This is a genomic window from Kovacikia sp. CALU 1929 (genome assembly GCF_056784235.1).
On sequence record NZ_JBXBCF010000115.1, the window covers coordinates 107,786 to 131,703 of the forward strand.

The 23,918-nt window shown below is 50.2% G+C and carries 26 protein-coding genes and 1 tRNA gene; 18 read left to right on the forward strand and 9 right to left on the reverse strand.

Going from position 1 to position 23,918, the window contains the following annotated elements:
• The first annotated feature begins 346 nt into the window (after positions 1-346).
• Entirely contained in the window at positions 347-1,336 is a 990-nt protein-coding gene (locus AC1S52_RS31895) for a diacylglycerol/lipid kinase family protein (protein WP_482033080.1), read from the forward strand.
• Here AC1S52_RS31895 and AC1S52_RS31900 read toward each other — a convergent pair.
• On the reverse strand, positions 1,314-2,177 hold the full coding sequence (locus tag AC1S52_RS31900; protein WP_482033081.1) for a metal-binding protein: 864 nt from the start codon (positions 2,175-2,177) through the stop codon (positions 1,314-1,316). The genes AC1S52_RS31895 and AC1S52_RS31900 overlap by 23 nt on opposite strands.
• Positions 2,178-2,225: 48 nt before the next feature.
• Here AC1S52_RS31900 and AC1S52_RS31905 point away from each other — a divergent pair.
• Positions 2,226-2,297: transfer RNA gene (locus tag AC1S52_RS31905), tRNA-Val, on the forward strand.
• Between the two features lie 565 nt (positions 2,298-2,862).
• Here the strand turns inward: AC1S52_RS31905 and AC1S52_RS31910 are convergent.
• Positions 2,863-3,036 carry a hypothetical protein gene (locus AC1S52_RS31910; RefSeq protein ID WP_482033082.1) on the reverse strand — a complete coding sequence of 58 codons (174 nt, stop codon included), beginning with the start codon at positions 3,034-3,036 and terminating at the stop codon, positions 2,863-2,865.
• Between the two features lie 282 nt (positions 3,037-3,318).
• On the opposite strand from AC1S52_RS31910, the gene AC1S52_RS31915 reads away from it, so the two are divergent.
• Positions 3,319-3,807 (forward strand): DUF3172 domain-containing protein, encoded by a 489-nt coding sequence (locus AC1S52_RS31915; RefSeq protein WP_482033083.1) that lies wholly within the window; start codon positions 3,319-3,321, stop codon positions 3,805-3,807.
• A gap of 51 nt (positions 3,808-3,858) precedes the next feature.
• Here the strand turns inward: AC1S52_RS31915 and AC1S52_RS31920 are convergent, their stop codons facing one another.
• Positions 3,859-4,899 carry a sugar transferase gene (locus AC1S52_RS31920; protein ID WP_482033084.1) on the reverse strand — a complete coding sequence of 347 codons (1,041 nt, stop codon included), beginning with the start codon at positions 4,897-4,899 and terminating at the stop codon, positions 3,859-3,861.
• 614 nt (positions 4,900-5,513) lie between these two features.
• Here AC1S52_RS31920 and AC1S52_RS31925 point away from each other — a divergent pair.
• From AC1S52_RS31925 to AC1S52_RS31935, 3 genes are read left to right on the forward strand one after another with little or no spacing between them, the layout of a single operon-like run.
• Entirely contained in the window at positions 5,514-6,107 is a 594-nt protein-coding gene (locus tag AC1S52_RS31925) for a sigma-70 family RNA polymerase sigma factor (protein ID WP_482033085.1), read from the forward strand.
• The gene (locus AC1S52_RS31930) at positions 6,104-6,553 is read left to right on the forward strand and encodes a hypothetical protein (protein WP_482033086.1); all 450 of its coding nucleotides are present in this window, start codon (positions 6,104-6,106) and stop codon (positions 6,551-6,553) included. The genes AC1S52_RS31925 and AC1S52_RS31930 overlap by 4 nt, the downstream gene beginning before the upstream one ends.
• 5 nt (positions 6,554-6,558) lie before the next feature.
• Positions 6,559-7,068: a Spy/CpxP family protein refolding chaperone gene (locus AC1S52_RS31935; RefSeq protein ID WP_482033087.1), complete on the forward strand. Its 510-nt coding sequence runs from the start codon at positions 6,559-6,561 to the stop codon at positions 7,066-7,068.
• 117 nt (positions 7,069-7,185) lie between these two features.
• Here the strand turns inward: AC1S52_RS31935 and AC1S52_RS31940 are convergent, their stop codons facing one another.
• Positions 7,186-7,914 (reverse strand): tetratricopeptide repeat protein, encoded by a 729-nt coding sequence (locus AC1S52_RS31940; protein ID WP_482033088.1) that lies wholly within the window; start codon positions 7,912-7,914, stop codon positions 7,186-7,188.
• Between AC1S52_RS31940 and AC1S52_RS31945 the strand changes: the two genes are divergently transcribed.
• On the forward strand, positions 7,914-8,120 hold the full coding sequence (locus tag AC1S52_RS31945) for a hypothetical protein (protein ID WP_482033089.1): 207 nt from the start codon (positions 7,914-7,916) through the stop codon (positions 8,118-8,120). The two genes, AC1S52_RS31940 and AC1S52_RS31945, sit on opposite strands and share 1 nt — an antisense overlap.
• Positions 8,121-8,442: 322 nt before the next feature.
• Here AC1S52_RS31945 and AC1S52_RS31950 read toward each other — a convergent pair whose 3' ends face one another.
• From AC1S52_RS31950 to AC1S52_RS31960, 3 genes are all read right to left on the reverse strand, one after another.
• Entirely contained in the window at positions 8,443-8,724 is a 282-nt protein-coding gene (locus tag AC1S52_RS31950; RefSeq protein ID WP_482033090.1) for a hypothetical protein, read from the reverse strand.
• 89 nt (positions 8,725-8,813) lie between these two features.
• Complete coding sequence (gene hrcA, locus AC1S52_RS31955) at positions 8,814-9,893, reverse strand: heat-inducible transcriptional repressor HrcA (RefSeq protein WP_482033091.1); 1,080 nt, start codon at positions 9,891-9,893, stop codon at positions 8,814-8,816.
• A 215-nt stretch (positions 9,894-10,108) separates the two neighbouring features.
• Positions 10,109-10,468 carry a rhodanese-like domain-containing protein gene (locus AC1S52_RS31960; RefSeq protein ID WP_482033092.1) on the reverse strand — a complete coding sequence of 120 codons (360 nt, stop codon included), beginning with the start codon at positions 10,466-10,468 and terminating at the stop codon, positions 10,109-10,111.
• A 400-nt stretch (positions 10,469-10,868) separates the two neighbouring features.
• On the opposite strand from AC1S52_RS31960, the gene AC1S52_RS31965 reads away from it, so the two are divergent.
• Positions 10,869-11,060: a hypothetical protein gene (locus tag AC1S52_RS31965; RefSeq protein WP_482033093.1), complete on the forward strand. Its 192-nt coding sequence runs from the start codon at positions 10,869-10,871 to the stop codon at positions 11,058-11,060.
• A 14-nt stretch (positions 11,061-11,074) separates the two neighbouring features.
• Here AC1S52_RS31965 and pcrA read toward each other — a convergent pair whose 3' ends face one another.
• Positions 11,075-13,432: a DNA helicase PcrA gene (gene pcrA / locus AC1S52_RS31970; protein ID WP_482033094.1), complete on the reverse strand. Its 2,358-nt coding sequence runs from the start codon at positions 13,430-13,432 to the stop codon at positions 11,075-11,077.
• A 261-nt stretch (positions 13,433-13,693) separates the two neighbouring features.
• On the opposite strand from pcrA, the gene AC1S52_RS31975 reads away from it, so the two are divergent.
• From AC1S52_RS31975 to AC1S52_RS32000, 6 genes are all read left to right on the forward strand, one after another.
• Positions 13,694-13,942 (forward strand): DUF6737 family protein, encoded by a 249-nt coding sequence (locus AC1S52_RS31975; protein WP_482033095.1) that lies wholly within the window; start codon positions 13,694-13,696, stop codon positions 13,940-13,942.
• On the forward strand, positions 13,923-14,825 hold the full coding sequence (locus tag AC1S52_RS31980) for a glycerophosphodiester phosphodiesterase family protein (protein WP_482033096.1): 903 nt from the start codon (positions 13,923-13,925) through the stop codon (positions 14,823-14,825). Before AC1S52_RS31975 ends, AC1S52_RS31980 begins: the two co-directional genes overlap by 20 nt.
• Positions 14,826-14,936: 111 nt before the next feature.
• Complete coding sequence (locus AC1S52_RS31985; RefSeq protein ID WP_482033097.1) at positions 14,937-17,285, forward strand: protein phosphatase 2C domain-containing protein; 2,349 nt, start codon at positions 14,937-14,939, stop codon at positions 17,283-17,285.
• Positions 17,286-17,555: 270 nt separating this feature from the next.
• A complete protein-coding gene (locus AC1S52_RS31990; protein ID WP_482033098.1) occupies positions 17,556-19,280 on the forward strand; it encodes a CHAT domain-containing protein in 1,725 nt (574 codons plus the stop codon).
• 244 nt (positions 19,281-19,524) lie between these two features.
• Complete coding sequence (locus AC1S52_RS31995; protein ID WP_482033099.1) at positions 19,525-20,199, forward strand: hypothetical protein; 675 nt, start codon at positions 19,525-19,527, stop codon at positions 20,197-20,199.
• A gap of 393 nt (positions 20,200-20,592) precedes the next feature.
• A complete protein-coding gene (locus AC1S52_RS32000) occupies positions 20,593-20,787 on the forward strand; it encodes a hypothetical protein (RefSeq protein WP_223047966.1) in 195 nt (64 codons plus the stop codon).
• A 23-nt stretch (positions 20,788-20,810) separates the two neighbouring features.
• Here the strand turns inward: AC1S52_RS32000 and AC1S52_RS32005 are convergent, their stop codons facing one another.
• Positions 20,811-21,440 (reverse strand): hypothetical protein, encoded by a 630-nt coding sequence (locus AC1S52_RS32005; RefSeq protein WP_482033100.1) that lies wholly within the window; start codon positions 21,438-21,440, stop codon positions 20,811-20,813.
• 166 nt (positions 21,441-21,606) lie between these two features.
• Between AC1S52_RS32005 and clpS the strand changes: the two genes are divergently transcribed.
• The 4 genes from clpS (at position 21,607) to AC1S52_RS32025 (ending at position 23,868) form a co-directional block, all read left to right on the forward strand.
• The gene (clpS, locus tag AC1S52_RS32010) at positions 21,607-21,888 is read left to right on the forward strand and encodes an ATP-dependent Clp protease adapter ClpS (protein ID WP_482033101.1); all 282 of its coding nucleotides are present in this window, start codon (positions 21,607-21,609) and stop codon (positions 21,886-21,888) included.
• A 13-nt stretch (positions 21,889-21,901) separates the two neighbouring features.
• The gene (locus AC1S52_RS32015; protein ID WP_482033102.1) at positions 21,902-22,801 is read left to right on the forward strand and encodes a CPBP family intramembrane glutamic endopeptidase; all 900 of its coding nucleotides are present in this window, start codon (positions 21,902-21,904) and stop codon (positions 22,799-22,801) included.
• Between the two features lie 96 nt (positions 22,802-22,897).
• A complete protein-coding gene (locus AC1S52_RS32020) occupies positions 22,898-23,737 on the forward strand; it encodes a carbohydrate ABC transporter permease (RefSeq protein ID WP_482033103.1) in 840 nt (279 codons plus the stop codon).
• A 2-nt stretch (positions 23,738-23,739) separates the two neighbouring features.
• Positions 23,740-23,868 (forward strand): hypothetical protein, encoded by a 129-nt coding sequence (locus AC1S52_RS32025; RefSeq protein ID WP_482033104.1) that lies wholly within the window; start codon positions 23,740-23,742, stop codon positions 23,866-23,868.
• Positions 23,869-23,918: the final 50 nt, after the last annotated feature.

The window sequence follows — 23,918 nt, forward strand, 5'->3', positions numbered from 1 at the left end:
GTTTAGTCTGTTTAACTCAATCTCAACCAGGAAGTTTTGGTCACAATCCTGTCTCAGCTCAAGATCTACCCAACTAAAACACTACCGACTTTAGCAATAGTCTCAGCTGAGATAGATGGCAGTCTCCTTCGCAAAGCGTTAAATTCTTCTTATCCATTTGCACAAGAAATGCCCATGGAGAAAATCCTCCTTTTTTGCAGGTTGCTATTTGTAGCAGTAGCCACAAGGGCTAGGGACAATTTAGCAATCACAGCCTTTCCCTTTCCTCTAACACCTGATACCGTTCGGCTGAGCGCTCACATCGAAGCCTGACCCCTAACCTAATCCCTGTCATTTGGCTCCTCCTATGAAACGTGCCCGTTTAATCATGAATCCGATCGCTGGTGACGAGGATCCCAACCCGATGAAACTGCCTGATATCATAGCGGCGTTAGAGGCAGTCGATATTAGGGCGGATCTGACCTTCACAAAATCAGATGAATCCCCTGCCTTGATTGCTCAACGAGCCGTAGAAGAAGGATATGACCTGGTGGTAGTGAGCGGTGGTGACGGAACAGTGAGTGAGGTTGCCAAGGGACTAATCCATGCACCCATCCCTCTGGGAATCTTGCCAATCGGGACTTACAACAACATTGCCCGTAGTCTCAATTTACCCACGGAGCTTACAGAAGCGTGTCAGGTGCTTGCCCAAGGTCATATTCAACCAATCGATGTCGGGCAGGTGAATGATGACCATTTCTTTTTTGAAGCCGCAGGTGTCGGACTGGATGCAGTCCTATTTCCCCTGGGAGAAGACATTAAGGAGGGACGGTGGGGTCGTTTGTTGCAGGTCATCCAGTTGACCATGAGCTATCAACCCCAGCGCTTGCACATTCTGTTAGACCGACCGATCGCAGAGGCACGCGAGGATCAAACCCGCCAGCGCCGCTCCCTCCGATTGAGTAAAGCCCGCACGTCCCATGAACTACGGTTAGCAGCTTTATTTGTCGTCATTGCCAACGGACCCTACTACGGCAGTGGTTTTACCGTAGCGCCCAGTGCCAGTCTCGATGATGGGCTGTTGACCATCAGTATTTATCGCAACTTCAGTAAGTGGGAATTGATCCGCCATTTCTGGGCAATCAATCGGGGGCAGTACCATTACAGTCCCAAGCTTGAAACCTACCATGCGGCTGAAATCCAGCTATTTTCTAACGCTAAACTACCCATTCATGCCGATGGGCGACCCATTGGTGAACTCCCAGCAACATTAAAAGTTCTGAAGCAAGCTCTGAACGTCATTGTGCCTGCTACAGTCCCATCCACGGCTGCCGTTACGGCTTCCGCTGTCGCATAAAGGGGGGCAGTTGGGGACTCCGCTGGACATGGGGAGGAACGGTCGAGGGTGGGGGTGAAATTGGGGAGGATGGGGGCGGAACCGGGGAGGAGGGCGGCTTAGGAGAACGTACAGGTTTTTCCTGGAAATAACTTTGAATCCGAGCGGGTATCGTGCCCATGAACCTGGGATTTGGTGAGCGTTCTGGTTCAGGCGATTGCACTCTAAAAGATGCCTGGGTTGGCTCTGGTTGGCGATAGCGGGCACTTTCCCCCTTCAGGCGAGAAGGGGCTTGACGTTTAGCCCAGTGGCGCTTGTAGGTGGATTCGACCCAATCGCTGAGGGAATGGCTGATTCCGCCCAACTCTAGACCAATCACGAGAGCAAGCCATTCCGCCTGATAGGTTTGAATCGATTGTCCAATCCAGTCCGTGCTGGCTTCTACTTGGTAATAGGCAAGCAGTTGCCACTGCGCGACGATACCAAACCACTGGAAGGCGATCGCACCCAGCACAATTGCCGCAAAGCCCAATGCTCCCAGCCATGCCAGCAGGTACAAAATTCGCAGGGCTGTACCCACGATGGGACCGTGGGATAACAGCGATCGATGACGCATCCCACGCTGGTAGGGGAGCCAGATCCAGCGGAGGGGTCCCCAGCGCCGGTACTGCCGCGAGTAAATATCCAGATCGGGGCCAAACATCAGCCCGCTGAACAGAAATCCCCCCGACACCATGAGAGTTAGCCCACTATTTTGGGTGCGCTCAAAGGTCAACCCGGCAATCAGCGGCAGGCTCCAGAGGGTAATGCTGTCATGGGTGCGACCGGAGGGCATGGTACAGGCGATCAGAATTTCTTTCAAAATCGTAGCAGGAGTGCAATAGTCCTGTTACAATAAATGCTTGTGCCTGGGCGATTAACTCAGCGGTAGAGTATCTGCCTTACAAGCAGAGAGTCACTAGTTCGAATCTAGTATCGCCCATATTGTAGGTTGTTCTGGTTCAAATGTCCTGGTCGGATCCTTTATTGATCGGGCTTTGTTGAGTAGCTAGGGGTGCAATTTGTAAGACTCCGCTCAACTTTTTGCACTTGCAGCTCGGTCGTCAATCGTTCGCGGCATGGGTAGTGCGATCGTGCCTCATGTCAAAGGCTCGGTTGAAAAAGTTAAACAGCCAAACCACTTTAGAGTCTTTAAACTATTGGGTTTCACTGGATTCAAAAGGTATGGATGAAAAGCTTGACGGTGTTCAACCCAACCTATGCTGCTGCTGGTAGTAGGTGATGGCTTTCTCGCACTGTGGCAGGGAAGCATAAACGTGCCTCATTTTCCCACCACTCTGGGTTGGTTAGTGAATCCTCTAGCGGGACTCGTTGAAATTTATTGCCTCCAGCAAGACATAGAAATTAGCAACCCACCAAAATGTCCGGTGAAGATATACTTCCTGGATTCGTTCTCAACCGATAAAATTGCTCGATCAGATGCAGTATGTCTTGGAACCGTTAAGCTTCGCCATCAGTATCAGTCGAACGGTGTCAGGTATAATTCATCAGAGCATCCACTTACCCGGACTGAGTTCAGTGAGTTTGACCGGCAGATGACCCGTAATGCTGAGAAACTCCTGAGCATCAATTTTTCCTTCTGTCAGCAGTTCATGCAAAACTTTAGTGAGCGCAACGCAAGCACACTCTAAATACTCCCTGTCTAATTCGTCTTGAGCCATTTTCGCCTCTATCTGAACTAACTCCGTAATCTTTCTTTACGAACCTTGCCCCTTCTAGTCTGTCTGCTGCTCCATCAACCAGCCCTCATCCGATCTAGTGATTGTTCTGGCATTCAGTCAGTCGCATTCTCCATTTAGAGTTGACTACTCAATCTGCTAGTTGTTCCAGGTACGATTTCGATAGATTAGAAGGGAACTTTTCATGGAAGGTCGGCGAAAGAGAACAGGCGATCGCCCATCACCTTCCTGACACTGATTCATGCTTGCTTAGGAGACCATTCCATGAACCATAAACCCAATTCCTCATCTTCAATTTTTAGCCCAGTGGTGATGGCGATCGTGGCAACCGCAGTCGTTGTCGGTATTGCCCTGGGAATGGGGTTATCCACTTCAGCAACCTCCAGTCCGGAAAATGTCGCCAGTAGGCAATATATTGATGAAATGGCACCCAGTTCTCAAATTTGTGTGCAGTACGGGGCAAGTGCCGTGACGATGGATGCGCGGTTTTTTGTCACGTTCAACCCGTTTAGTGTTTATGTTTCTCGTCCCAAGATGCAACCAGGATGTGTTTTGCGGAGAACGGACTGGGCAATTTTAGAACAGAGAAATTTGCTGACCGGCGAACAGCAGCGGGAATGCAAGAACAACATGAACACCTTTGGCTTCACAGGCAACCTGGAAAGCTCTCCCAAAATTGACTGTGTTTACCGGAATGATTCCGCGGGGAATCTTTTTCTGACTCAATCTGGGATTAATGTGCCGTCTCAATAGCGATCGCCCACTTCCTCAACTAAGGATGGAAAATGAGCTTCTCCTATGGGGTTACATCGCCCCCGCATTTTTGTTGAAGATCACCCAAATCGTCTTCACAATCAGCTTCAGGTCATACATCAGGCTCCAGTTTTCCTGATATTTCAAATCCAGGTGAACGATATCCTCAAAGTTTTTGACCGACGATCGCCCATTCACCTGCCACTCTCCCGTCATTCCAGGTTTAATATCCAATCGTTGCCACTGTGGAATTTCATAGCGTTCTACTTCATCAGGAGTAGGGGGGCGAGTTCCCACCAAGCTCATCTCTCCTTTGAGGACATTCCAGAACTGAGGCAACTCATCCAGACTAGTTTTGCGGAGAAAGCGACCAACCCGGGTTACACGGGGGTCATTGGCATTTTTGAAGATTGCCCCACATGCCTGGTTCTCAACGAGATGCTTCAGCTTCTCCGCATCGAATACCATTGAGCGAAACTTCCACATCCGGAACCGTCTGCCCATCCAGGAACAGCGCACCTGCCCAAAGAAAATAGGTCCAGGGTTGTCTAGCTTAATCGCAACCGTAATCGGAATAAACAAAATAGCCGTAATCATCAGACCTACCAGCGCACCCATAATGTCAATCAGACGCTTAGTGCGTGATTTAACTGAGGGATGGGTCACAAATAAGGGAGCAGGAGAGGGGGACGCTTTCGTCTGGCGCGACTTGGGAACGGCTCCCTGGTGCTCGAGTTCAAATAATTTGTCCAGATCGGTCAGCGCCAAAATCGACATGACCTGAGGGGAAACATCTCGTAGAATTAACCGAATGCCCCGTTGTTGAGCAATCTTCCAGCAGCCAACCAGGGATCCAATTCCACTACTGTCCATAAACGTGGTTAGGCTGAAATCAAATAGAACCGTAGTTAGATTAGGATTGTCCTCACAGGTCTTCTGAAACTCTTGTTTAAAGCCAACCGCCTGAATCACGGTGAAGGAGGCAGGCAAAGGAATCAAGCACTCTTGGGTAAAGATCGTTGCTTGACTACCTGATTCTTCAATTCTAGTCACAACAATTAACCAGTTCGGTAAATGGACATTAAATACCATGAATCACCCTGGCGGTTTCCATGTCTATCTCCACACGGGCGCTTGAGCATGGAAGCCGGACTTTTAGCGGCTTGGAAACAAGCCTCTGGCTGCCAGTGATTTCCTTGGGATGGACATTGCCCATTCTCCTTAAACCACTACTAGCAAGCCTATACAGGTGGTTGCCATCCTACAAAGTGTAGTCTGTCATGATTTGAAACTCTTGTTACAAAGGGCTTAGTAGCATGAACTTCCTAGCTAAATCACTGAGTCCATTCTGCATGATGCGTCCATGAACAGAAACCTACTTTATGAAAGCATCGCAAACGCAAGACTGATTTTACATAAACCTAAAAAACAATAGTCTGTCATCCGTGATTTCCACTGATAGATGGATTGAAGCTGCTGTCTCCCTTTAGTCTTCCCCACCTTCCTGTGTTTCGTTCTGATTAAACAAACAAAATTTTGTCGCCCCAGAGTCAATTTCATTCAAACCCTTCTCCTCCTCCTTGCTCCCCTTCCCCTCCTCCCCCTCCTCCCTTTCAGCTCTTTATTGAACCTTTTTTACACCGTTCCAGTCTTACTTGATTAGAGAGGTATGAAAATGGATGGAGTGAGCTTTTCAGGTGTTATCTGTGGCGGTAGAATCGCGTGACCCACCAGAGCAAAATCAGCACCAGCATCTCGCGGGGGAATCCGATCGCGACCTGGTGCAGCAATGTCTCCAGGGAAACACTCAGAGTTTTCAATTGCTCTATCGCCGCCACCAAAAGCGGGTAAGATCGATTCTCTTTCAGCTTTGTGATGCCTCGGCATTGGATGATCTGGTGCAGGAGGTGTTTTTGAGAGCCTGGAAGGGATTGCCTAAGTTCCGGCAGTCTGCTCAGTTTTCCACCTGGCTCTATCGAATCGCCTGGAATGTTGCTTCTGACCAGCGCCAAGCGGCGGCTCAGAGGCGTACCCGGCTTCAGATATTGACCCATAACACCCCAACCCAGCAGGATGCTCCTGATGTCATGCGTCTCCACTATCAAGATCTGGTGCAACGGGGATTAACTCAGCTCAGTTTTGATCACCGCACGATTCTGGCTTTGCATGATCTGGAAGAAGTGCCCCAAAAGGAGGTTGCTGAAATTCTTGGAATTCCCGTAGGGACGGTGAAATCTCGGCTGTTTCATGCCCGTGCTGCTATGCGCCAGTTTCTTCAGAAGGAAGGAGTTCAACTATGACCCACCCCCCCACTCTCCCCCCCCATGATGATCATGAAGATGACCCCGATCTGGTCAACTTTTTACAGCAATATCGCCCCCACCCGCCTGCGGCTGCCCCCGACTTAGAAGCAAAGATTTTAAGTGCGATCGGCTCCTTAGAAGAAGCGTCACCCAAGGTGCGGCAGTTCCCTCACAGGGGATGGTACCGCTCTGCATGGGTGCCAACGGCGATCGCTGCCAGCCTGGTTGCTGGTTTGTTTAGCTACCGTGCTTTGAACCCTTCTAGCCCCACGTCTTCGGATTTAAGGGCACTTGAAACCTTTATTGAAACCAGTTGGGATGCATCGGTCAATGATGACTCCGAGGAAGATTGGTCTGTTTTTAGGAGCCAGGTACCCGGTTCTCAATTGGTCGCCACTTCAACTCCCCGGTCCCATTCCCTGCTCCCTTCTGTCAGGAGGTAGATTCCATGTTCCCACGTCGCATTTCTATCATTGCTGCTGCTGTTATTGCGTTGGGAGGGGCGATCGCCCTTGCCAATCCAACTACCCTGTTCCCTAACCGACTCGCCCAGGCTCCGATGGAGCAAAAGAATCGTTCGGAGGAAGGGTGGTTAGAGAATCTAAACCTGAGCCAGGAACAGGTTCAAAAGATTCAGACCATTCGCAGTCGTTACCGGAATACCCTTTCAGGGCAACGACAGGCAATGCAGCAGGCTCAGAAGGAAATGAGGGAACTGATCGCAAGCGACGCATCCGCTGACCAGGTGCGGCAAAAATATAGCCAGGTGAAGGCTTTGAAGCAGCAGCATTCTGATAATCGCTTCAACAGCTTGTTAGAAATTCGGGAAGTATTAACCCTAGAACAGCGGCAACAGTTTGTTGAACGTATGAGGCAGGAGCGGGGCAATCGCGGACGCATGAAATCGGAGCGATCGGAAAGGTCGGGACATCGGCGCAGCATGGGATGGGGCGATTGAATAGGAAAGGGGTGATTGTTTTGGAGTTTTCGACCTACAAAATAATTCCTAACAGACCACTAGCCTACAGAAGAGAGGACTGAAAAGGGCAAAAACCCTATTGAGCCAATGCCCTTCTTACAAAGTTTTGAGTAGCTTTTCCGCTTTTCTGACCAGGTGTTGATGCCGTCGGTAATGGTAGGCTGGGGACGATCTCACCTTTGCCAGCATTATCTCCAGACACTCACGGGCAGCTTCAGTTTCGCCCTCTTTCGTCAGAATCGCTGCCAGCAGAATAGAAGCCTCTGGATGACTCCAGTACTTAATATCTTGCTTCAAATGGGCTTTTGCGGTTTCCCAATCTGGTAGCTCAAACAATGCTTTGCCGTAGTAGAGCGATGCTTCCCCACATTTATAATCCGGCTCCAGCTTCAGCAGGGCTTGAAGGTGTTCTTTCGCAACAGCAAACGCTTTGTTATGCATTTCAATAAAGGCAGAACCCCAGAGAGCATGGGTATTCTTTGGCTCTTTTTCGAGTGCCTGACGGTAAGCATCCGCTGCTTTCCCGTACTCACCCATTTCCAGCAGCACGTTACCTAACGCAACATACTGGTGTGCCTTGCCAATGTTACGGACTCCTGCTTCCGCCTTCCAGAGTTGGTCGCGCAGGGTCCAGCGCTTGAAGTAGTTGGGCACGGGCAGATCCATCTGGGGCAATCGCCTTACCAGGAAGTAGATGACCGCCCCGGGGAAATTCAGAAAGATCAGAATCCACAGCCAGGTATTGCGTTCTGGATCGTTGCGGGCACAATCAAAAATCATCAACATCCAGAACGCAGAGGATATCATTACCAGAGCTTCAACCATTGCAAGACTCCTTTAATGCACTGGCTTACCAAACCATGCAAATGGGTCTGAGAAGCCTGTTTGATAGCGGGATTAGGTGTCAGGGGGAAAGGACGGTGAGACAAGGCTTTACGCTTGTTAATCTGCCCCAACCTTTGTGGACGATCGCTATAGCTGAGGTGCGATCGCCCATCAAGGGACTATTCAAAGATTTCCCGCTGGCATAGAAACCTTACTCAGCAAAATTCCAGATTTACAAAATATTCAAACTTGACCCGAACCCTTGGCGGATAGCGCTGTTTGAACCAGCCCTTCAATTCTTGCTTCAAGTCCAGATAGCGAAAAGTACCCCAAAGGGTAATCCAGTACTAAAAGCCTGCAAGTCAAAACCCAATAGTGCGTTGTTTCACCTAATTCTATCGATGGATGAATTGCTTCAACGAGCACAACCATCTAGTAAAACAATCTGAAAGCTTTACAACGTAAGCTTGGCAACCCCTGTAAAGGTGTCAGGTGCCAGGAACAGAGTTAGATTTATACCAGGTTCTACTAACTCAATATACCAAACCTAGCCATCAACCAAAACAGGCAAAACAACCACCACCAAAACAAAACAACCCCGTGAATTAAGGCATAGAGGAAGTAGTTGAATCTTGGCTTTACAAGCAGTACTAAGCCAATATGCCAAAGGAGGGTTAATGGTAGAACTACATCTACTACATCAAGCATCCAGTCACAATGTTTACTTTGGCGAGTGCATTGGGCAAGGGGTTCAGAAACTTCCATCATGAAGGCAATACCTAATGTCCACAGAAGCAAAAATCCATCCATGAACAAGGGAACTGCTACCCACCATCGAAACCTCTTTCCGCTACTCAAACTCATTGCTAGAACTTAGAATCTGGTTGTTTGGGTGAAATTCAGCTAAGGGTGTCGGAAAGGTAGTCTGCCGCTGCTTCAACCAGGGCGATCGCATTCTCGTAGACCATGCGGGTCGGTCCCAATACGCCAACACTGCCTACGGGAACGGTTCCCCGGTGGTAGGTGGAGGAAATCAAGGTGCAGGTTTGGATAGGTTCTAACGGATTTTCAGCCCCAATCCGAATGGTTAATCGTTTACCATTTTTGGGAGAGTCGGGCTGTTCAAAAATGAGGGGCAGAAGTTGGTCTTGCTCTTCTTCCAGCAGGTGAACGATGGTCTGGATCTGATGCAGTTCAGAAAATTCGGGCTGGCGCAAAACTTCTGCCAATCCGCTGACCATAATCTGAGTCGGGGCAGACGCTTGAGAACGACGAGTGACTTCTACCCGCACTGCCCGCAAAAAGTCGGCATAGTACTTAAACTCGCGATCCAGTTCGCTCCAGTCGAGGGTTGCTAGTTCGGCGATCGCCTTTCCGCGTAATTGCTCATTCAAAAAGTTCGATAGGATCTGAAGCTCTCGCTCCAGTAGCTCGGTATCAGGTTCAGACCCCTCTAAGGGACTGGGCAGATCCATCAAGGCAGACTGGGTTTTGTAGGAGTCGGTGACAAAGATTAGCATCACTCGTCCAGCGTCTACCTGGACAAGCTGAACATGGCGCAGATAGGTGGTATTGGTCAGAGGCAGGGTGATCAGCGTGATATAGCCACTGACCGTTGCCAGAATTTGAGCCGCTCCCCGCAGTAAAGCCTCAAGGCTCCAGTCCTCCCGATTGAGGCGATCGCTCAACAGTTGCTCCACCTGACAGGTCAAATCATTGGACGGAGTAATGAGCTGATCCACGTAAATTCGGTAGCCAGAGTCAGAAGGTACTCGCCCAGCAGAGATATGAGGCTGGTAAAGCAGTCCCGTCTTCTCAAGCACTGACATGGCATTGCGGATGGTGGCTGAACTGACGCTCAGGTTATATTCCTTGACCAGTGCTTCTGAGCCAACCGGTTCAGCCGTGGCGATATAATGGCGCACGGTTGCCCAAAGGACTTGCTGCTGGCGGTTTGTAAGATTGACATGGAGGGACATTGCCAAAAGTTTTTAATCCTAAACGGGTTATGGAGATGAAGGCTGAAATAGTAGAATCCCCACTAAAATGCTAAATCGGTAGTTTGAACTAAGATAGCAGATGCTTTAGTTTCTCTTTAGTTTCAGTCAAAGTTCAGTAAACCCTGTGACTGAAAACACGGATCAGGACTGTCAAAAAGCACTCATGATTCTTTTATGATAACCAGTTGAAATTTCTAATAGCGAGACAGGGAGGGGTCTACGAGGACGGAATAGGTATCAATCCCGCCGGTTACATTTTGCACCTGGGTAAAGCCCTGGCTCCTCAACCACTGGCACATCTGGGCAGAGCGCATCCCATGATGGCAAAGGACAACCGTTGGCTTCTCCAGATCTAGGCGGGAGTGAATTTCTCCAGACCACTCGGCATACTCACTCAGGGGAAAGTTTTGAAAATGCGGGAGACTGGCAAGTTCTAGTTCACGGGGTTCCCTTACATCAACAAACTGGATGTCGGCGGGCGTGTCTTGCAGAAGTTGGGCGAGTTCTTTGACGGTGATTTCGGCGATCGGTTGGGTGAAAAACTGGTCAGACATGGTTTTTGGGGCGTGAGTGGACGGGAGAGAGGGTCTTAGGTGTCAGGTGTTAGTGGCTAGGTGTTAGTGGCTAGGAGCAGATGGCAGGTAAAACGTTTACTCCTCACTCTCTCACTCTTCACTCCATCACTCTTTACCTTCTCACCCGGTTACTCCTCCGCTTTCTTAGTCGATATCTGATACCTTTGTGGACTATTGAGGAGATATATCTATCGAAAGACGTAGAGGGTCTCTACTGATAGCTAGAGGTTAATTGCTTTAATTTCAAAAGATAGTGGAACCAGGTTGGTCTGAAATCGAATGGCTTCCTATTCCCTCGGAATTTGCTCAAACGCAAAGGTGCATCTGCTATCTGCAAGATTTGATTCTGCAAGATTTGATTTGGTAGGAGTTGTGCCTAATGATGAAGTACTCGATCCTTTATAAGCCCCATCGTAACCGTAAAAATCCCTGGGTGCTAAGAGTTTGGGAACCTGTACCAGAGCCACAGGACAAGCGCAGAGCTTCCTATTTGTTTAATGCTCAATACTGGCTCCAGTCTCAGGCGGATGCTCAGGCAATTTTGGCTGAATTTCAACAGGCCGTTGGTTGATCAGGAGCAATGGTTTACTCTAAGCGCTGAAGGGGAGTCAGTTTAGGATCGATGATTTTTTGCCCCATCCCTGGAAACCTGACAGCTAGGCAGATTTTGTTGCCTGCTCCAAAGATGTGGGTTACCTGACCTGACCCAAAGGCTTTGTGGACAATGCGATCGCCCACCGTCCAATCATCCGCATGGGTATTGGGTAAGGCGGCATTACCTTCCCGCTCCTGACGGGATTGGGCGGTTGTCTTTGACCAGCGAGTCGGCAGGGGGACTTTGACATTTGACTCGATTTCTTCTCTGGGTAGCTCCGATAGAAATAGGGAGGGTTCGGCGTACTCTCGATTGCCATATAGTCGGCGGGCACGGGCATAGGAGATAAACAGTCGTTCCTGGGCGCGGGTAATTCCGACGTAGCAGAGACGACGTTCCTCTTCCAGGGCGACTGGATCATCAATGGAACGGTGGTTGGGGAACAAGCCCTGCTCCAGTCCGACCAGAAACACAACGGGGAATTCCAATCCCTTTGAGGAGTGCAGCGTCATCAGGGAAACTTTGTTATCGCCTTCCTCCAGATTGTCCAGGTCAGAAGCGAGGGAGGCATTGGCAAGGAAGGCAATCAGGCTGGGGTCTTCTTCGTTTTCTTCCTGAAATTGCAGCACTGCGTTGTAAAGCTCACTCACGTTACCTAGGCGATCGTCGGCTTCCTCGGTGCCCTGTGCCTTCAAGTCTGCAACGTAGCCAGAATCATCCAGCACACCCTGAATCACCTCATTGGCAGGCAGGGTATCCAGTTGCTCCCGGTACTTTTGAATGATCTGGGCAAAACTCAAAACACCTTTAGCAGAACGCCCTGCCAGGGTTTTGACCGAGGTTTCATCGGTCAAAATTTCCCAAAGGGGTTGATTTAACTCCTGGGACGCCTTGATCAAGGTATCCACCGTGGTTTTGCCGATGCCACGGCGGGGCGTGTTGATCACCCGCAGCAGGCTGATGGTGTCGTAGGGATTGGCGATCACCCGCAAATACGCGACTACATCCTTAATTTCCTTACGGTCATAGAACCGTAGCCCGCCCACCACTTTGTAGGGAATACTAAAGCGGGTCAACAGTTCTTCAAAGTTGCGGGACTGGGCATTGGTGCGGTAGAGAATGGCAAAGTTATTCCACTTCAGTTCAGGGTTATCCTGCTCTAGCTTGCGAATTTTCTGCACGACAAATTCGGCTTCTTCTGTCTCATCATCGGCACGATTCAGGTAGATCGGTTCCCCACTGCCACGGGTGGGACGCAGGATCTTGTCAATTCGCTCGGTGTTGTTGGCAATCAGTTGGTTGGCGGCTTCCAGGATGTTTTCCGTGGAGCGGTAGTTTTCCTCCAGCTTCACCATCGTGCGGGTGTCGTCATCGGGGAGGCGATCGCCAAAGTCCCCCTGAAAGTCCATCAGAATGGTGAAATCTGCCGCTCGGAAGGAATAGATCGATTGATCGGCATCGCCCACCACAAACACGGAACGATAGTGCCAGTTATCAAAGGTTTCCGAGTCTTCTCCATTCGTCACCAGTAGACGAATCAGATCGTACTGGGTACGGTTGGTGTCCTGGTACTCATCCACCAGCACATGGCGGAAGCGGTTGTGCCAGTAAGCCCGCACCTGCTCATTCTGGCGAAACAGCTTCACTGGCATCAGGATCAGGTCATCAAAATCCAGCGCATTATTTGCCGCCAGCGCATCCTGATACATGCTGTAGACATTGCCAATCACCCTCCCCCGGTAGTTGGGTTGCTCCTGTTCCAGGTCTTGGGGTGACCAGCCCTGGTTTTTGGCATTGCTAATGGCAAACCGCACCGATCGCGGGTCGAATTTTTTGTCATCCAAGTTGAGCTGGTTAACCACAATATCCTTAACCAGACTTTGGGCATCGGACTCATCAAAAATAGAAAAGGTGCGTGTCCACTTGCGTCCGTTCTTGTCTTGGTATTTTTCAATATCAAACCGCAGAATGCGACAGCAAAGCGCATGAAACGTCCCAATCCAAAGCTCTTTGGTAATAGTTTTGTAAACACGGGACTTGAGGCGAGTTTGCTGGCTATCTGAAAGGGACTCCAGGGGTTTGCCGTACTCGCGCTGTGCCTCGCGAACAGCAAATAGCTTTTCAATTCGCTCCTTCATTTCCCTGGCAGCTTTGTTGGTAAACGTTACTGCCAGAATATTTTCCGGGTCAACCCGGTGCGTCAATACCAGATTGGCAATGCGATAGGTCAGTGCCCGCGTTTTGCCGGAGCCTGCCCCGGCAACCACCAGCAGTGGACCACAGTAGTGTTCAACCGCTTGCCGCTGAGAGACATTGAGATGGCTAAGAAATTCAGTCGTTTGAGTCATGGAGCGCTAGAGAGCAACTGGACGGGAGAACAGCCATTAAAGCCGGAAGGTCGCTTCTAGACAAGGGTATCGCATCTCACTGAATCCTGGAGCGATTTGAACGGGTTAGGGCTTGTGTTCATTGCAATGACGGATTCGTGCCTGGGTACTTCTGACGACGGGCAAGCAGGCGATAAACGTCTGCTACAGGCGGTAGGATCTTTCAAACATCCTCTGGTTCTATGCTTGAAGAGGTTATTAACAAATCCAATCTCAGAAAAAATGTCCGAAAAAATTCCAAGTGTCTGGAGGTACAAGCCCTGGTGGTGTCAGCCCTGGTCGATCCTGCTGACAGGCTGCGGGTTAATTGGTGGAAGCTGGTTGCTGACGAGAATGATTTGGGTGAGTGTGATTGTGGCGGTTCCGGTATTGATCTGGATGGGGTTCTTTCTGGTGCTGTATCCCCGATTAGTGGCATCGAGTAGTTTGCTGAAGGAATGGGCAAAGAAAGATGGGTCAGAAACGCTTTGATATCCAGGGGCATCGGGGTGCAAGGGGTTTACGTCCAGAGAATACCCTGGCAGGGTTTGAGTATGCGATCGCCCTCGGAGTGACCACCCTGGAAATGGACACCGGCATTTCCGCAGATGGCGTTCTGGTTGTTTGCCATGATCCATTCATTAGTCCATCCCTCTGCCTGGATGCCAGGGGCGATCGATGCCCGTCCTCACCTCGCCTCTGGATCAAAAACCTGACTGTCGCCGAGATCCAATCGTTTGACTGTGGGTCTTTGAATCCTGACCCGGTTCGTTTTCCACAACAGCAGCCGATTCCAGGCTCCCAGATTCCGACTTTACAGCAGGTGTTTGACCTGTCCGAGGCTAGAAATCCCCAAATTTGGTACAACATTGAGAGTAAGGTTAGCCCCTTGCAGCCTGAAGCAACCGCCAGTCCAGCGGTTTTTGCTGAGAAATTGGTAGCTATCATTGTCCAAAATAATCTGATCGAACGAGCAACCATCCAGTCGTTTGATTGGCGAGTGTTACGCGAGGTCAAACGGCTCCACCCAGCCATTACAACCTCTGCGCTGGTGTTACATAATCAAGCAACCAGTACACTCTGGGGTTTTAGGGAAGCATCACCATTCCTGGCAGGGTTGGTTTTTGAGGATTTTCAGGGGAATCTCGCTGCCCTGCTTCAGGCAACTGGTTTTGTAGATATTTACTCTCCCAACTTTGAAACCCTTCTACCCGCATCTCCAACATTCCTGCAACCCGTTTCAGAGCTACAGGCAGCAGGCTTTGGAGTCATTCCCTGGACAGTCAATGAACTCACAACTATGCAACAGTTAATTGACCAGGGTGTGAATGGGTTAATCACAGACTTTCCTAATCTCCTTCGAGAGGATGTTTGACAAGTGCCACTCCCTGTAGCAATCTCGTTTCAAACCTCCCCTGGCAATACTTTTTTCTGTTAGCTACTTAAATTCCTCGGTTTAACATAGAGGGAATCAATAGGAATCGCTATGCAAAGCGACGCGGTCAGACTTTTTTGTCCCAATCCCCTGTGTCAGGCTCCCAATCCTGAGAGCCACAAATTTTGTCATCAGTGCCGCACTCCCATTCCCAAGCGGTATTTGTGGGCTACAGGAAAAGGAATGGAATCATTGCAGTCGGGCAGTTTTTTGGGTGGACGTTATCTGCTAAAGCAGGATCGTATCGTTTTGGATACCCATCCTGGGTTACCCCCCGAACTGCCCGAAGAGCTTTCTTCATCGGTGGAAACCTACCTCAAACTTTCGATTTTTCAGCCCCACACTCCCCAGGTCTTTGGCGTGGTGAGAGTCGAACAAAAGCGGGCTACTTCTGAGATTCTGTTACTGGAACAGGCTCCAATTTATCCGGATGGGATAGGCAATTCATTAACGCCTGCCCTGGAAGGAAGATTAATGCCCGCGTTGGAGGATGTTTGGAGCAAAAGCAGTCGTTTGAGGCAACTGAACTGGCTGTGGCAGATTGCCCAGTTGTGGCAACCGTTTAGCCTGGAGGGAGCCGCTTCCACGCTCCTGTGTCCAGACTTTTTGAGGGTTGAGGGATCACTGGTCCGGTTGCTGGAGTTGCAGGCAGATGGCAGGAAAGCTCCATCTCTGGTTAACCTGGCGCAATTATGGCAGCAGTGGCAGTCTACGGCACAGATAGAAATTGCTGGCTTTTTGGAGAAAATTTGTCAGCAAATGCTAGAAGGACAGATTCGGAATGCAGAGCAACTTGGGATGGTGCTAGATCGGGCACTGACGATTTGTGGGCAGGAGCAGTCTTACCAAATTCAAATTGCAACCTGCACCGATCAGGGACCGAGTCGGCAGCGAAACGAGGATGCTTGCTATCCTCCGAGTGGCTCTGTGCTAGGGGTTTCCCTTTCTGGTGGGAATGAGTTCAATCCAAGTTCTGATTTAGCCGAAACGTCTGCATCCCTGGTTGTGGTCTGTGATGGCATTGGGGGGCATGAAGGGGGAGATGTGGCATCGAACCTGGCGATCGCCACGATTCAACAGAAACTACAACGACTGTCTGCCCACCCGACTACCCTTGACCCAGTCGCACTGATGAGCCAACTGGAGCAGGCAGCCCTCAGCGCCAATGATGTCATCAGCCAGCGTAACGACAGTGAACAACGGCAGGAGCGGCAGCGTATGGGGACAACCCTGGTTATGTCTCTGCTGCATCACCACGAACTCTACATTACCCATGTTGGGGATAGCCGTGCTTACCGGATTAGTCGCACCGGTTGCCATCAAGTCACGCTGGATGATGATCTGGCATCCAGGGAAGTCCGGTTGGGCTATGCCCTTTATCGGGAAGCATTGCAACAGCCCGGTTCAGGCTCATTAATTCAAGCATTGGGAATGAATGCATCCTCGCTGCTACATCCAACAGTGCAACGGTTTATTTTGGACGAGGACTGTTTATTTCTCCTATGCTCAGACGGTCTCAGCGACAACGATCGCGTCGAGCAACACTGGCAGACGGAATTAGTGCCTGTTCTGGATGGCAGAGTAGACCTGGCAACTGCCATCCAACGGCTCGTGGCGATCGCGAACCGTGAGAACGGACACGACAATGTGACGGTTGGGCTGGTTTATTGTCAGACAAGCCAGGGTAATTCTGCCCCGCTGGAACCGTTGGATGCCGCTCTAGCTGTTCCGACCCCGACGCTTGAGGGTCAAGTTCCGGCGGGCGATCAGGCGGAACTATCCCCATTCTCCTCACAGACACTCAAACCGGAGATTTCTCCCGTCCGTCGTTCTGCCAATCCCCTTTCTTTTGTGTTGAGTCTGGCTGGCATAATTGCCTTAGCAAGTCTGGTAGCCGCTCTGCTGATTCCAGTGCTGCGATCGCGGATGAACCCTTCAGCCGATGTCAGCCCCAGTCCTCTGGTGGTGAAATCTCCTACACCGATTCCCACCCCACCCCCACCTCCTCCCAGCCCGCCACCTTTAAGCGTTGGTTCTCTCGTGCAGGTCAGCCTTTTGCTTCCTGGGGGTAACCAACCCCTTCCCATTACGCTCTTGCCCCAGCCACCGACACCAGACGTAACTCAGGGCATTGTTGCAACTGGTAGCATTCCGATCGGCAGTGTTTTACAGGTTTCTAGCCGCCAGTTCGTTCCCAATCAGGGTAACTGGCTGCGGTTAAAAGTTTGCTCAGTCCCCACCCAGGCGGGCGTGACCTCCCAATCAGTTCAGCCAGGACAAAGTGGCTGGGTTGAGGAAGCAACGATCTCTCCCCTGGTTACTCAGGAACTTTCCCTGACCCCCACCCAATTGGGTGTTTGTGCCACAAGTCCACCCTCCCAGGCATCCACAACCCCTTGAGGGTCAGTAACCTGTTCATTTCTGCTTCCCTTCAACCCCTCTAAATTCCTGCTTTGCTGATGAAACGAAAAGCTTTGCCTCCTGCCTTCTGGCTGCTAACCCTTTAGCTACCGCTCAAGTGATCGACTCACGGTGAGGTTTCTAACTTCGGGCTTCTGACTCCTGTCCCTATCCTTAAACTCTTGATAAGGAATCACTAACAACGAACACCAAACACCAACTAGACTGATAAGACAGTGAATTGCCTCATGGGTCCAGGTAAACCCTCGAATGTCCTTTTCTGAGATACCCTGCTTAAGTTTGGCGATCGCGCCCCTGCGAACGGCAGGGCACTTTGCCATTCATGTGATCAAAGCCCCCTACCCAGGAGGGTTTGTTCTACATGAGTGCCTTTGGACCGAGTCCCTCACCCAGTTATGGCAAGGATGGCAGGAAATCTTCTCTACTCGAGTATTGCCGAGTGTGCCTCAGGTTTCCCAGGTCAATGCCCCCCTAACTGACTCTGCACTGGTACCAGAAACGGCTCCCATGGAAGCTCCCCATGAAAATGGCATACGGGTTGGTAGAGCCGGACGCCTGATGCAGAACTTGGGGATTCATCTCTGGCAGTGGCTCTTTGATGGCCTGGTTCAGAACAGCCTGAATCAAAGTCAGGGGATGGCGATGGGGCAGGGAAAACCCCTGAGACTAAGGTTAGAAATACGAGATCCCAGCATGATTGCCCTTCCCTGGGAAATCATGCAAGATGCTGCTGGAAAGCAAGCGGTTTCCCTCAGTCAGCAACTACTGTTTAGTCGCACCACCAGCGATGTGCATGTACTGCCCCCGCTTCGGTCAGACTATATGTTGAAAATTCTCCTGGTGTTGGGTCAGGACTCTGCTCCTGAGGGTGCATACGCCACGGCAGAATCGGTGAGCTACCCGGATAACCATATTCTTCAGCTTAAGCAAGAGGCAGATGCCCTAGCAAGTGTCTTAAAAATCTCTGGTAGTACAGGGATCGGTAGAATGACGAGTACCCCCTGCCAGGTGGATACGCTGGTACAGCCTACCCCGGCAGAGCTGATTCATACCCTGGAAACCCAGGCTTATAACGTATTTTTCTACTCTGGTCATGGGGTTCCAGCGCCCGATGGCGGGCTGCTCTATCTGAATCCCAATATGACCCTGAACGGAACGGAACTGGCTCAGGTTCTAACTCGTCGGCAGGTTAAGCTGGCAGTGTTCAATGCCTGTTGGGGTGCCCAACCAGACCACAGCAGCCACGGTTCCGCCGATTCATCCGACCCCAACCCATCCCATGCCATCCCACGTAGCAGTCTGGCAGAGGTGCTGATTCATCATGGAGTCCCTGCTGTATTAGGAATGCGGGAGCCAATTACGGATGAAGAAGCACTCAGCTTTATTCAAGCCTTCGCTAAAGCTCTGGCAGAGCGGATGCCGATCGACCAGGCAGTGGCAGTGGCAAGGCAGCACCTGCTGACCCTCTACCGCTTCAATCAGCCAGCCTGGACGCTGCCGGTCCTTTATATGCACCCGGAGTATGATGGCGAATTGCTGAAGCCGATGGAGTCAACGCCAACCGAGTTGCCAGGAAGCATCACCAAATTTGGGCAGGAAATTTCAAACGCCTCTCTGCGATCGCTTAAAACTGCCAAAGTTTGGAGCATTCAGGGAGGGATTATGCGGGTCGGGAGAGACCGGGCAGAAAATGATCTGGTGATTCAGGATGACCAGAGCGGAGTATCGCGTAAACATGCCGTGATCTTTTGCCGTCAATCTCACCAGGATGGTGACAGCCAGATTACCTATTTCCTGGAAGACTTTTCCCGGTTTGGCACCTGGCTCCTGGACCCAGACGTGGAACCAAATGGCTGGCAAAAAATCCATCGGCAGGAAGTGCCCCTCCATTCAGGGGCCCAGATCAAGTTTGGGAGTTCCCAGAATGAGACGCTGGAGTTTATTGTGCAGAGTGACTATGACTCCTTAATGTGAGTAAGGGTGGTATTCATCGATTGAATTCGTTATGAGTACCTGACATTCATAGAATGGTTTGCTGAGCCTCCACTTCTCAATCTGATAGAGTAAAACTTTTGCCATTCACTGTTTTCTTCCCTATAGAGCCTTTTTCAGCGAAATCACTTAAATTAAATTAGGTTGCGGAACGGTTTGCGATCGCTATGTAGTCATTCCCAGCAAAGCAAGTTCATTTTCAATTAGTGCATGCAGGAGTCCGGTGATGGAGAAGAAAGCGATGTGTTCCGGTAATCTGGGAAATTCTGAGACTGATATTGAGCGTGATCTGTGGAATTCACTTCTCCGTGCCGACGGAGTTAGTTGTTCCTGGAAGGGAACTGAACCGCTTACTGAGGATCTATTTTCCGTAGAAGAGAATCCTAACTTGAAAACGCCCTATCCCTGGAACCCCGCCGAACCGGAAGCTGAATCTTTCTTCAATGAGCTGGAACAAGGCTTTTCACTCGATGACTGGCAGGAAGAAGAAGTTTCGACCCGTGCCAGTGATTTTTTTGCCAGAGTCAATCAACTTTGGTCTGTTGCCAGTCTGCAAGAATCTCTGGCTGAGCGGTTTGCAGCACGGATTCCCCAGGAGTTGCTGGGGGCGATCGCCAGTCAGGCACAGCAAGCCTTAGTAGCTTCTCAATCGTTGGCAGACCAGTTAGTTCAATGTGTTCAAAACGCTCTGCCCAATCTGGCAGAAGAAGACTTGTATGTGCTGGCGCGTCCCCTCGCCTATGCCATGCGTAATGGTGAGTCCCGTCGTGCGGTCGATTCTACCCTGGAAAAGATTCGTACCGCTGCCTGGGAAGAACTATCCGAAGTTGAACAAGCCCGCCTCAGCCTGGCAGTTGCCCGCTGCGCCCTGCTTGAACTGGAGTCTGAAGGGCAAAAGTAACCAGCATTTAGGATCAACGACCAACTTTCAGCAAACTTGTAGGATAGTGCCCCAAACGGGTGCTATCCTACAAGTCTATTTTGTGTTTGTGAGTCTGGGGTAGGAAAGGGGTGCAAAATCTGCTTGAAAGTACTATAGCGTTTCCTTTCTGGGCGAGGTACATCTCATCGGTTTGACTCAAGGGTTTTACGGCTATCCACATACCTCACTGGATTCAAAAACGCTAAGACGGAAATGCAAAGTTTTCTAATATAAATATCAATACCCATAAAAAATCTGTAAGATAAACCAGAAATTGTTCAGTGATCTAAATCACTGAGCCCATCCGTTTCAGATCACTCCACTAAACGGGCAGTCAGTAGAGAATTTTAGCTAGAGTTCCTACCATACCCCATGAAAAACTCAGCGATTATACGGCAACTTGTAGAAAAAGCTCTCCATATCAGAAAGCTGACCCCCGACATCGAAAATGAGATCAACTATGAGCTAACTCGGCTGGGACATATCTCAGATGTCGATTATGAAGCGCTTGAACTGTTGATGGATGAAATGGATTCAGGTCGGATTCAACTGGTTCCCAGCCCATAAACAGCTTTAATCCAGAGAAGGCTTTAGAATGCTTCTGGATAAGTTTGCCACACTTTTTGAATAAATTGTCGAAGCTGGTGATGCCCATTCGGATTGATCTGGTTTCCGTCTAGGTCATGGTCTGAAGCGTAGATCGCAGAAAGTAACGGAACTATCTCGGTATCCAGGGCAGCGCGGAAAAGTGCCAGCGGATAGAGTAGGTCAGATCCAGAGCGAAGATCGTAATAACAAGCAGACTCGATCGCATCCTGGTAATCAGTATTAGAACCCTTTATGGCGAGTATCAGAGGGCGCACCCAGCAAATTTGGCGGGCTTCTACAATTTGGATGACTTCAGCATACAGGTAGCCTGTTTCGTGTTCCAAGCAGACAATCTGGCAAGGCTGAAAGGGTTGGTTTTTCAGGAACTCCTGCTTAGATGACAAGCCCATAAGAATCGGGATCAATAGCTTTATTCCAATTCTAAAGGGTTGTCGGTCTTCGCTTCTACCGCTACAACACTGAAGTTGATACTGAAGATGTCGGATTAGGGGTTGAGTGGTATAAATGAAATTACGCAATGTAAAGCCGACGGCGATCTCTGGTATATTCTTTGTGCCTGCCACACAGAACGTTGGTTGTTCCTTAATACAACGGCATTCATTCTGTGGCACTCGTCTAAAAACTGCTGTAGATGAGGTTTAATTCTGATTTGAGCAGTGAAAAGTGGGTGCGCTAATCTTTAAGCGGGGATGAATTATTTTCGGGATACCGTCTCTGATTCGTTCCAAAGCCCAGTCTCGTTAATTGTTCCAGATAGTTCACGGAGAGGATAGCGTAGTGTCTGTCGAAACCCTTGAACAGCGTTCGACGGTAAGGAAGCTTGCACCCCGCTACCGGGTCTTGCTTCACAATGATGATTACAATTCAATGGAGCATGTAGTACAGGCTTTGTTGCAAACGGTGCCCAGTCTGACCCAGCCTCAAGCGGTCGATATTATGATGGAAGCTCACACCAATGGGTTGGCTCTGGTGATTACCTGTGCCCAGGAACATGCTGAGTTTTACAGTGAGACATTGAAAAGCCACGGCTTAAGCAGCACCATTGAGCCGGACGAGTAGCCAGAGGGGTCGGTTGAAAATTAATTTTTCCAGCATATCCCGGTTTCCGGTTTCCGTGAGGCTGGGGATTTTTATCGGTTTGTTGCTTGTCCTCTGGCTACCCCTGGCAGGTCTGATTTATACAGCGATCGCTCGTGGGGGTGGCTCTCCGGAGAGCATTCAGAACACTGCAAGCATTGTCACGCTACTGCTGCTTTATACAGAGTTTATCTGGCTAGTGCGGCAGTGGGGACAGCGGATTTATGGACAGCCCAATTTGCTCTGGCGTTGTGGACTGGAATTTACTCGTCTCAATGGACTGGAGTTACTGATTGGTTTAGCGATTGGGCTGATTAGCTTATTTGCCCTGTTCGCTACTCAGGGTTTCTTGGGCTGGTTAGTCTGGGAAACTTCTTCCCTGGAACTGGTGCGTGTCGTTCTGGAAGGTTTGTTAGTATCGCTGGGGATTGGGTTTGCAGAGGAGTTATTCTTCCGGGGATGGCTGTTAGATGAGTTGGAGCGGGATTACTCTCCGGCGATCGCCCTCTGGATCAATGCCGCTGTCTTTGCAGCCGTGCATTTCATCAAGCCGTTGGAAGAATTACGCCGGACATCGATCACCTTCCCGGCGTTACTTTTGCTAGGTGCAACCCTGGTCTGGGCAAAGCGCTCCCGCAGTCGTTGGCAAGGTGGATTTTATCGAGGGCGGTTGGGTCTACCCATCGGGCTTCATGCGGGTTTGGTTTGGGGCTACTACATCATTAACGTTGGTCAATTAGTTGGCTATACTGATCGCGTTCCTGCCTGGATAACAGGCATCGATCGCAATCCTTTGGCAGGAGCCATGGGTTTACTGTTTCTCCTGATCCTGTACCTGACGATGCGATCGCTGGCTCAAAAAACCCGGTCAAAGTCTTTTAATGATGAGTGGTAGGTGTCAGGTGCCAGGTGTTAGGTGCCAGGTGTCAGTAACCTCCACCCCTTCACCCCTCCACTCCTTCACTCCCCCCTCCTCCACTCCTCCACCCCAATGGCTCAAAAACAACTGGCTCGATACTGGCAAAATGTCTGGATGTACCTGTTGCTGGGGGCGATCGCGATCGTGATGTTGGTGCCACTGGCGTGGTTGGTCAGCACGTCGCTGAAGTCGCCCACGGAAAATATTTTTCAGTACCCACCGCAGCTATTACCCAGCCAACCGACGTTGGAAAATTTTGTCCAGGTCTGGCAAACCAATCCATTTGGGCGCTATTTATTCAATAGTACGCTGGTGGCGATGTTGACCGTCTGTTTGAATTTGCTGTTCTGTGCCCTGGCGGCTTACCCCCTAGCACGGTTGAGCTTTCGGGGAAGGGAGGGAATCTTTATTGCGATTGTTTGCACCATCATGATTCCGTTTCAGATTGTGATGATTCCGCTTTACGTGTTGACCGTGCAATTGGGGTTGCGGAATACCTATCTGGGGCTGATTTTCCCGGCGATCGCCTCTGCCTTTGGCATTTTTCTGCTGCGGCAGGCATTTCAGGGGGTGCCCAAGGAACTGGAGGAAGCGGCACGGATGGATGGCTGTTCGGAACTGGGCTTGTGGTGGTATGTGATGATCCCGTCGATTCGTCCTGCCCTAGTAACGCTGGCAATTTTTGTCTTTATCGGTTCCTGGAGCGATTTTTTGTGGCCCCTGATTGTGTTGGATCGCCCAGAGTATTACACGCTGCCTCTGGGGGTGGCACAGTTAGCGGGACAGTTGAATCTGGACTGGCGATTGGTGGCGGCGGGGTCGGTGATCTCGATTCTGCCAATCATTCTATTTTTTATGGTGATGCAGCGGTATGTGGTGCCAACGGAAGTGGGGAGTGGGGTGAAGGGCTAAGCATGAGCGCTGCTGATTCCAGGTATGAGAAAGAGTTGGATGAATTGAAAGTTTTCAATTCATCCAACTCTTCAGAACCACCAAATGCCCAATCAGATTTAGAGGTGTTGCTGAATCTGGGTATGGATTAGAGCTTGTATGAATTGGAATGGAGTTTCAATTCATACTGCTATGCAGCAGC

What these genes read in the sequence shown, in the direction of transcription:
- AC1S52_RS31895 (WP_482033080.1), top strand. Translation starts at nt 347, where the DNA reads ATGAAACGTGCCCGTTTAATCATGAATCCGATCGCTGGTGACGAGGAT.
- AC1S52_RS31910 (WP_482033082.1), bottom strand. Translation starts at nt 3,036, where the DNA reads ATGGCTCAAGACGAATTAGACAGGGAGTATTTAGAGTGTGCTTGCGTT.
- AC1S52_RS31915 (WP_482033083.1), top strand. Translation starts at nt 3,319, where the DNA reads ATGAACCATAAACCCAATTCCTCATCTTCAATTTTTAGCCCAGTGGTG.
- AC1S52_RS31920 (WP_482033084.1), bottom strand. Translation starts at nt 4,899, where the DNA reads ATGGTATTTAATGTCCATTTACCGAACTGGTTAATTGTTGTGACTAGA.
- AC1S52_RS31930 (WP_482033086.1), top strand. Translation starts at nt 6,104, where the DNA reads ATGACCCACCCCCCCACTCTCCCCCCCCATGATGATCATGAAGATGAC.
- AC1S52_RS31935 (WP_482033087.1), top strand. Translation starts at nt 6,559, where the DNA reads ATGTTCCCACGTCGCATTTCTATCATTGCTGCTGCTGTTATTGCGTTG.
- AC1S52_RS31940 (WP_482033088.1), bottom strand. Translation starts at nt 7,914, where the DNA reads ATGGTTGAAGCTCTGGTAATGATATCCTCTGCGTTCTGGATGTTGATG.
- AC1S52_RS31950 (WP_482033090.1), bottom strand. Translation starts at nt 8,724, where the DNA reads ATGGATGGATTTTTGCTTCTGTGGACATTAGGTATTGCCTTCATGATG.
- hrcA (WP_482033091.1), bottom strand. Translation starts at nt 9,893, where the DNA reads ATGTCCCTCCATGTCAATCTTACAAACCGCCAGCAGCAAGTCCTTTGG.
- AC1S52_RS31960 (WP_482033092.1), bottom strand. Translation starts at nt 10,468, where the DNA reads ATGTCTGACCAGTTTTTCACCCAACCGATCGCCGAAATCACCGTCAAA.
- AC1S52_RS31965 (WP_482033093.1), top strand. Translation starts at nt 10,869, where the DNA reads ATGATGAAGTACTCGATCCTTTATAAGCCCCATCGTAACCGTAAAAAT.
- pcrA (WP_482033094.1), bottom strand. Translation starts at nt 13,432, where the DNA reads ATGACTCAAACGACTGAATTTCTTAGCCATCTCAATGTCTCTCAGCGG.
- AC1S52_RS31975 (WP_482033095.1), top strand. Translation starts at nt 13,694, where the DNA reads ATGTCCGAAAAAATTCCAAGTGTCTGGAGGTACAAGCCCTGGTGGTGT.
- AC1S52_RS31980 (WP_482033096.1), top strand. Translation starts at nt 13,923, where the DNA reads ATGGGTCAGAAACGCTTTGATATCCAGGGGCATCGGGGTGCAAGGGGT.
- AC1S52_RS31985 (WP_482033097.1), top strand. Translation starts at nt 14,937, where the DNA reads ATGCAAAGCGACGCGGTCAGACTTTTTTGTCCCAATCCCCTGTGTCAG.
- AC1S52_RS31990 (WP_482033098.1), top strand. Translation starts at nt 17,556, where the DNA reads ATGTCCTTTTCTGAGATACCCTGCTTAAGTTTGGCGATCGCGCCCCTG.
- AC1S52_RS31995 (WP_482033099.1), top strand. Translation starts at nt 19,525, where the DNA reads ATGGAGAAGAAAGCGATGTGTTCCGGTAATCTGGGAAATTCTGAGACT.
- AC1S52_RS32000 (WP_223047966.1), top strand. Translation starts at nt 20,593, where the DNA reads ATGAAAAACTCAGCGATTATACGGCAACTTGTAGAAAAAGCTCTCCAT.
- AC1S52_RS32020 (WP_482033103.1), top strand. Translation starts at nt 22,898, where the DNA reads ATGGCTCAAAAACAACTGGCTCGATACTGGCAAAATGTCTGGATGTAC.
- AC1S52_RS32025 (WP_482033104.1), top strand. Translation starts at nt 23,740, where the DNA reads ATGAGCGCTGCTGATTCCAGGTATGAGAAAGAGTTGGATGAATTGAAA.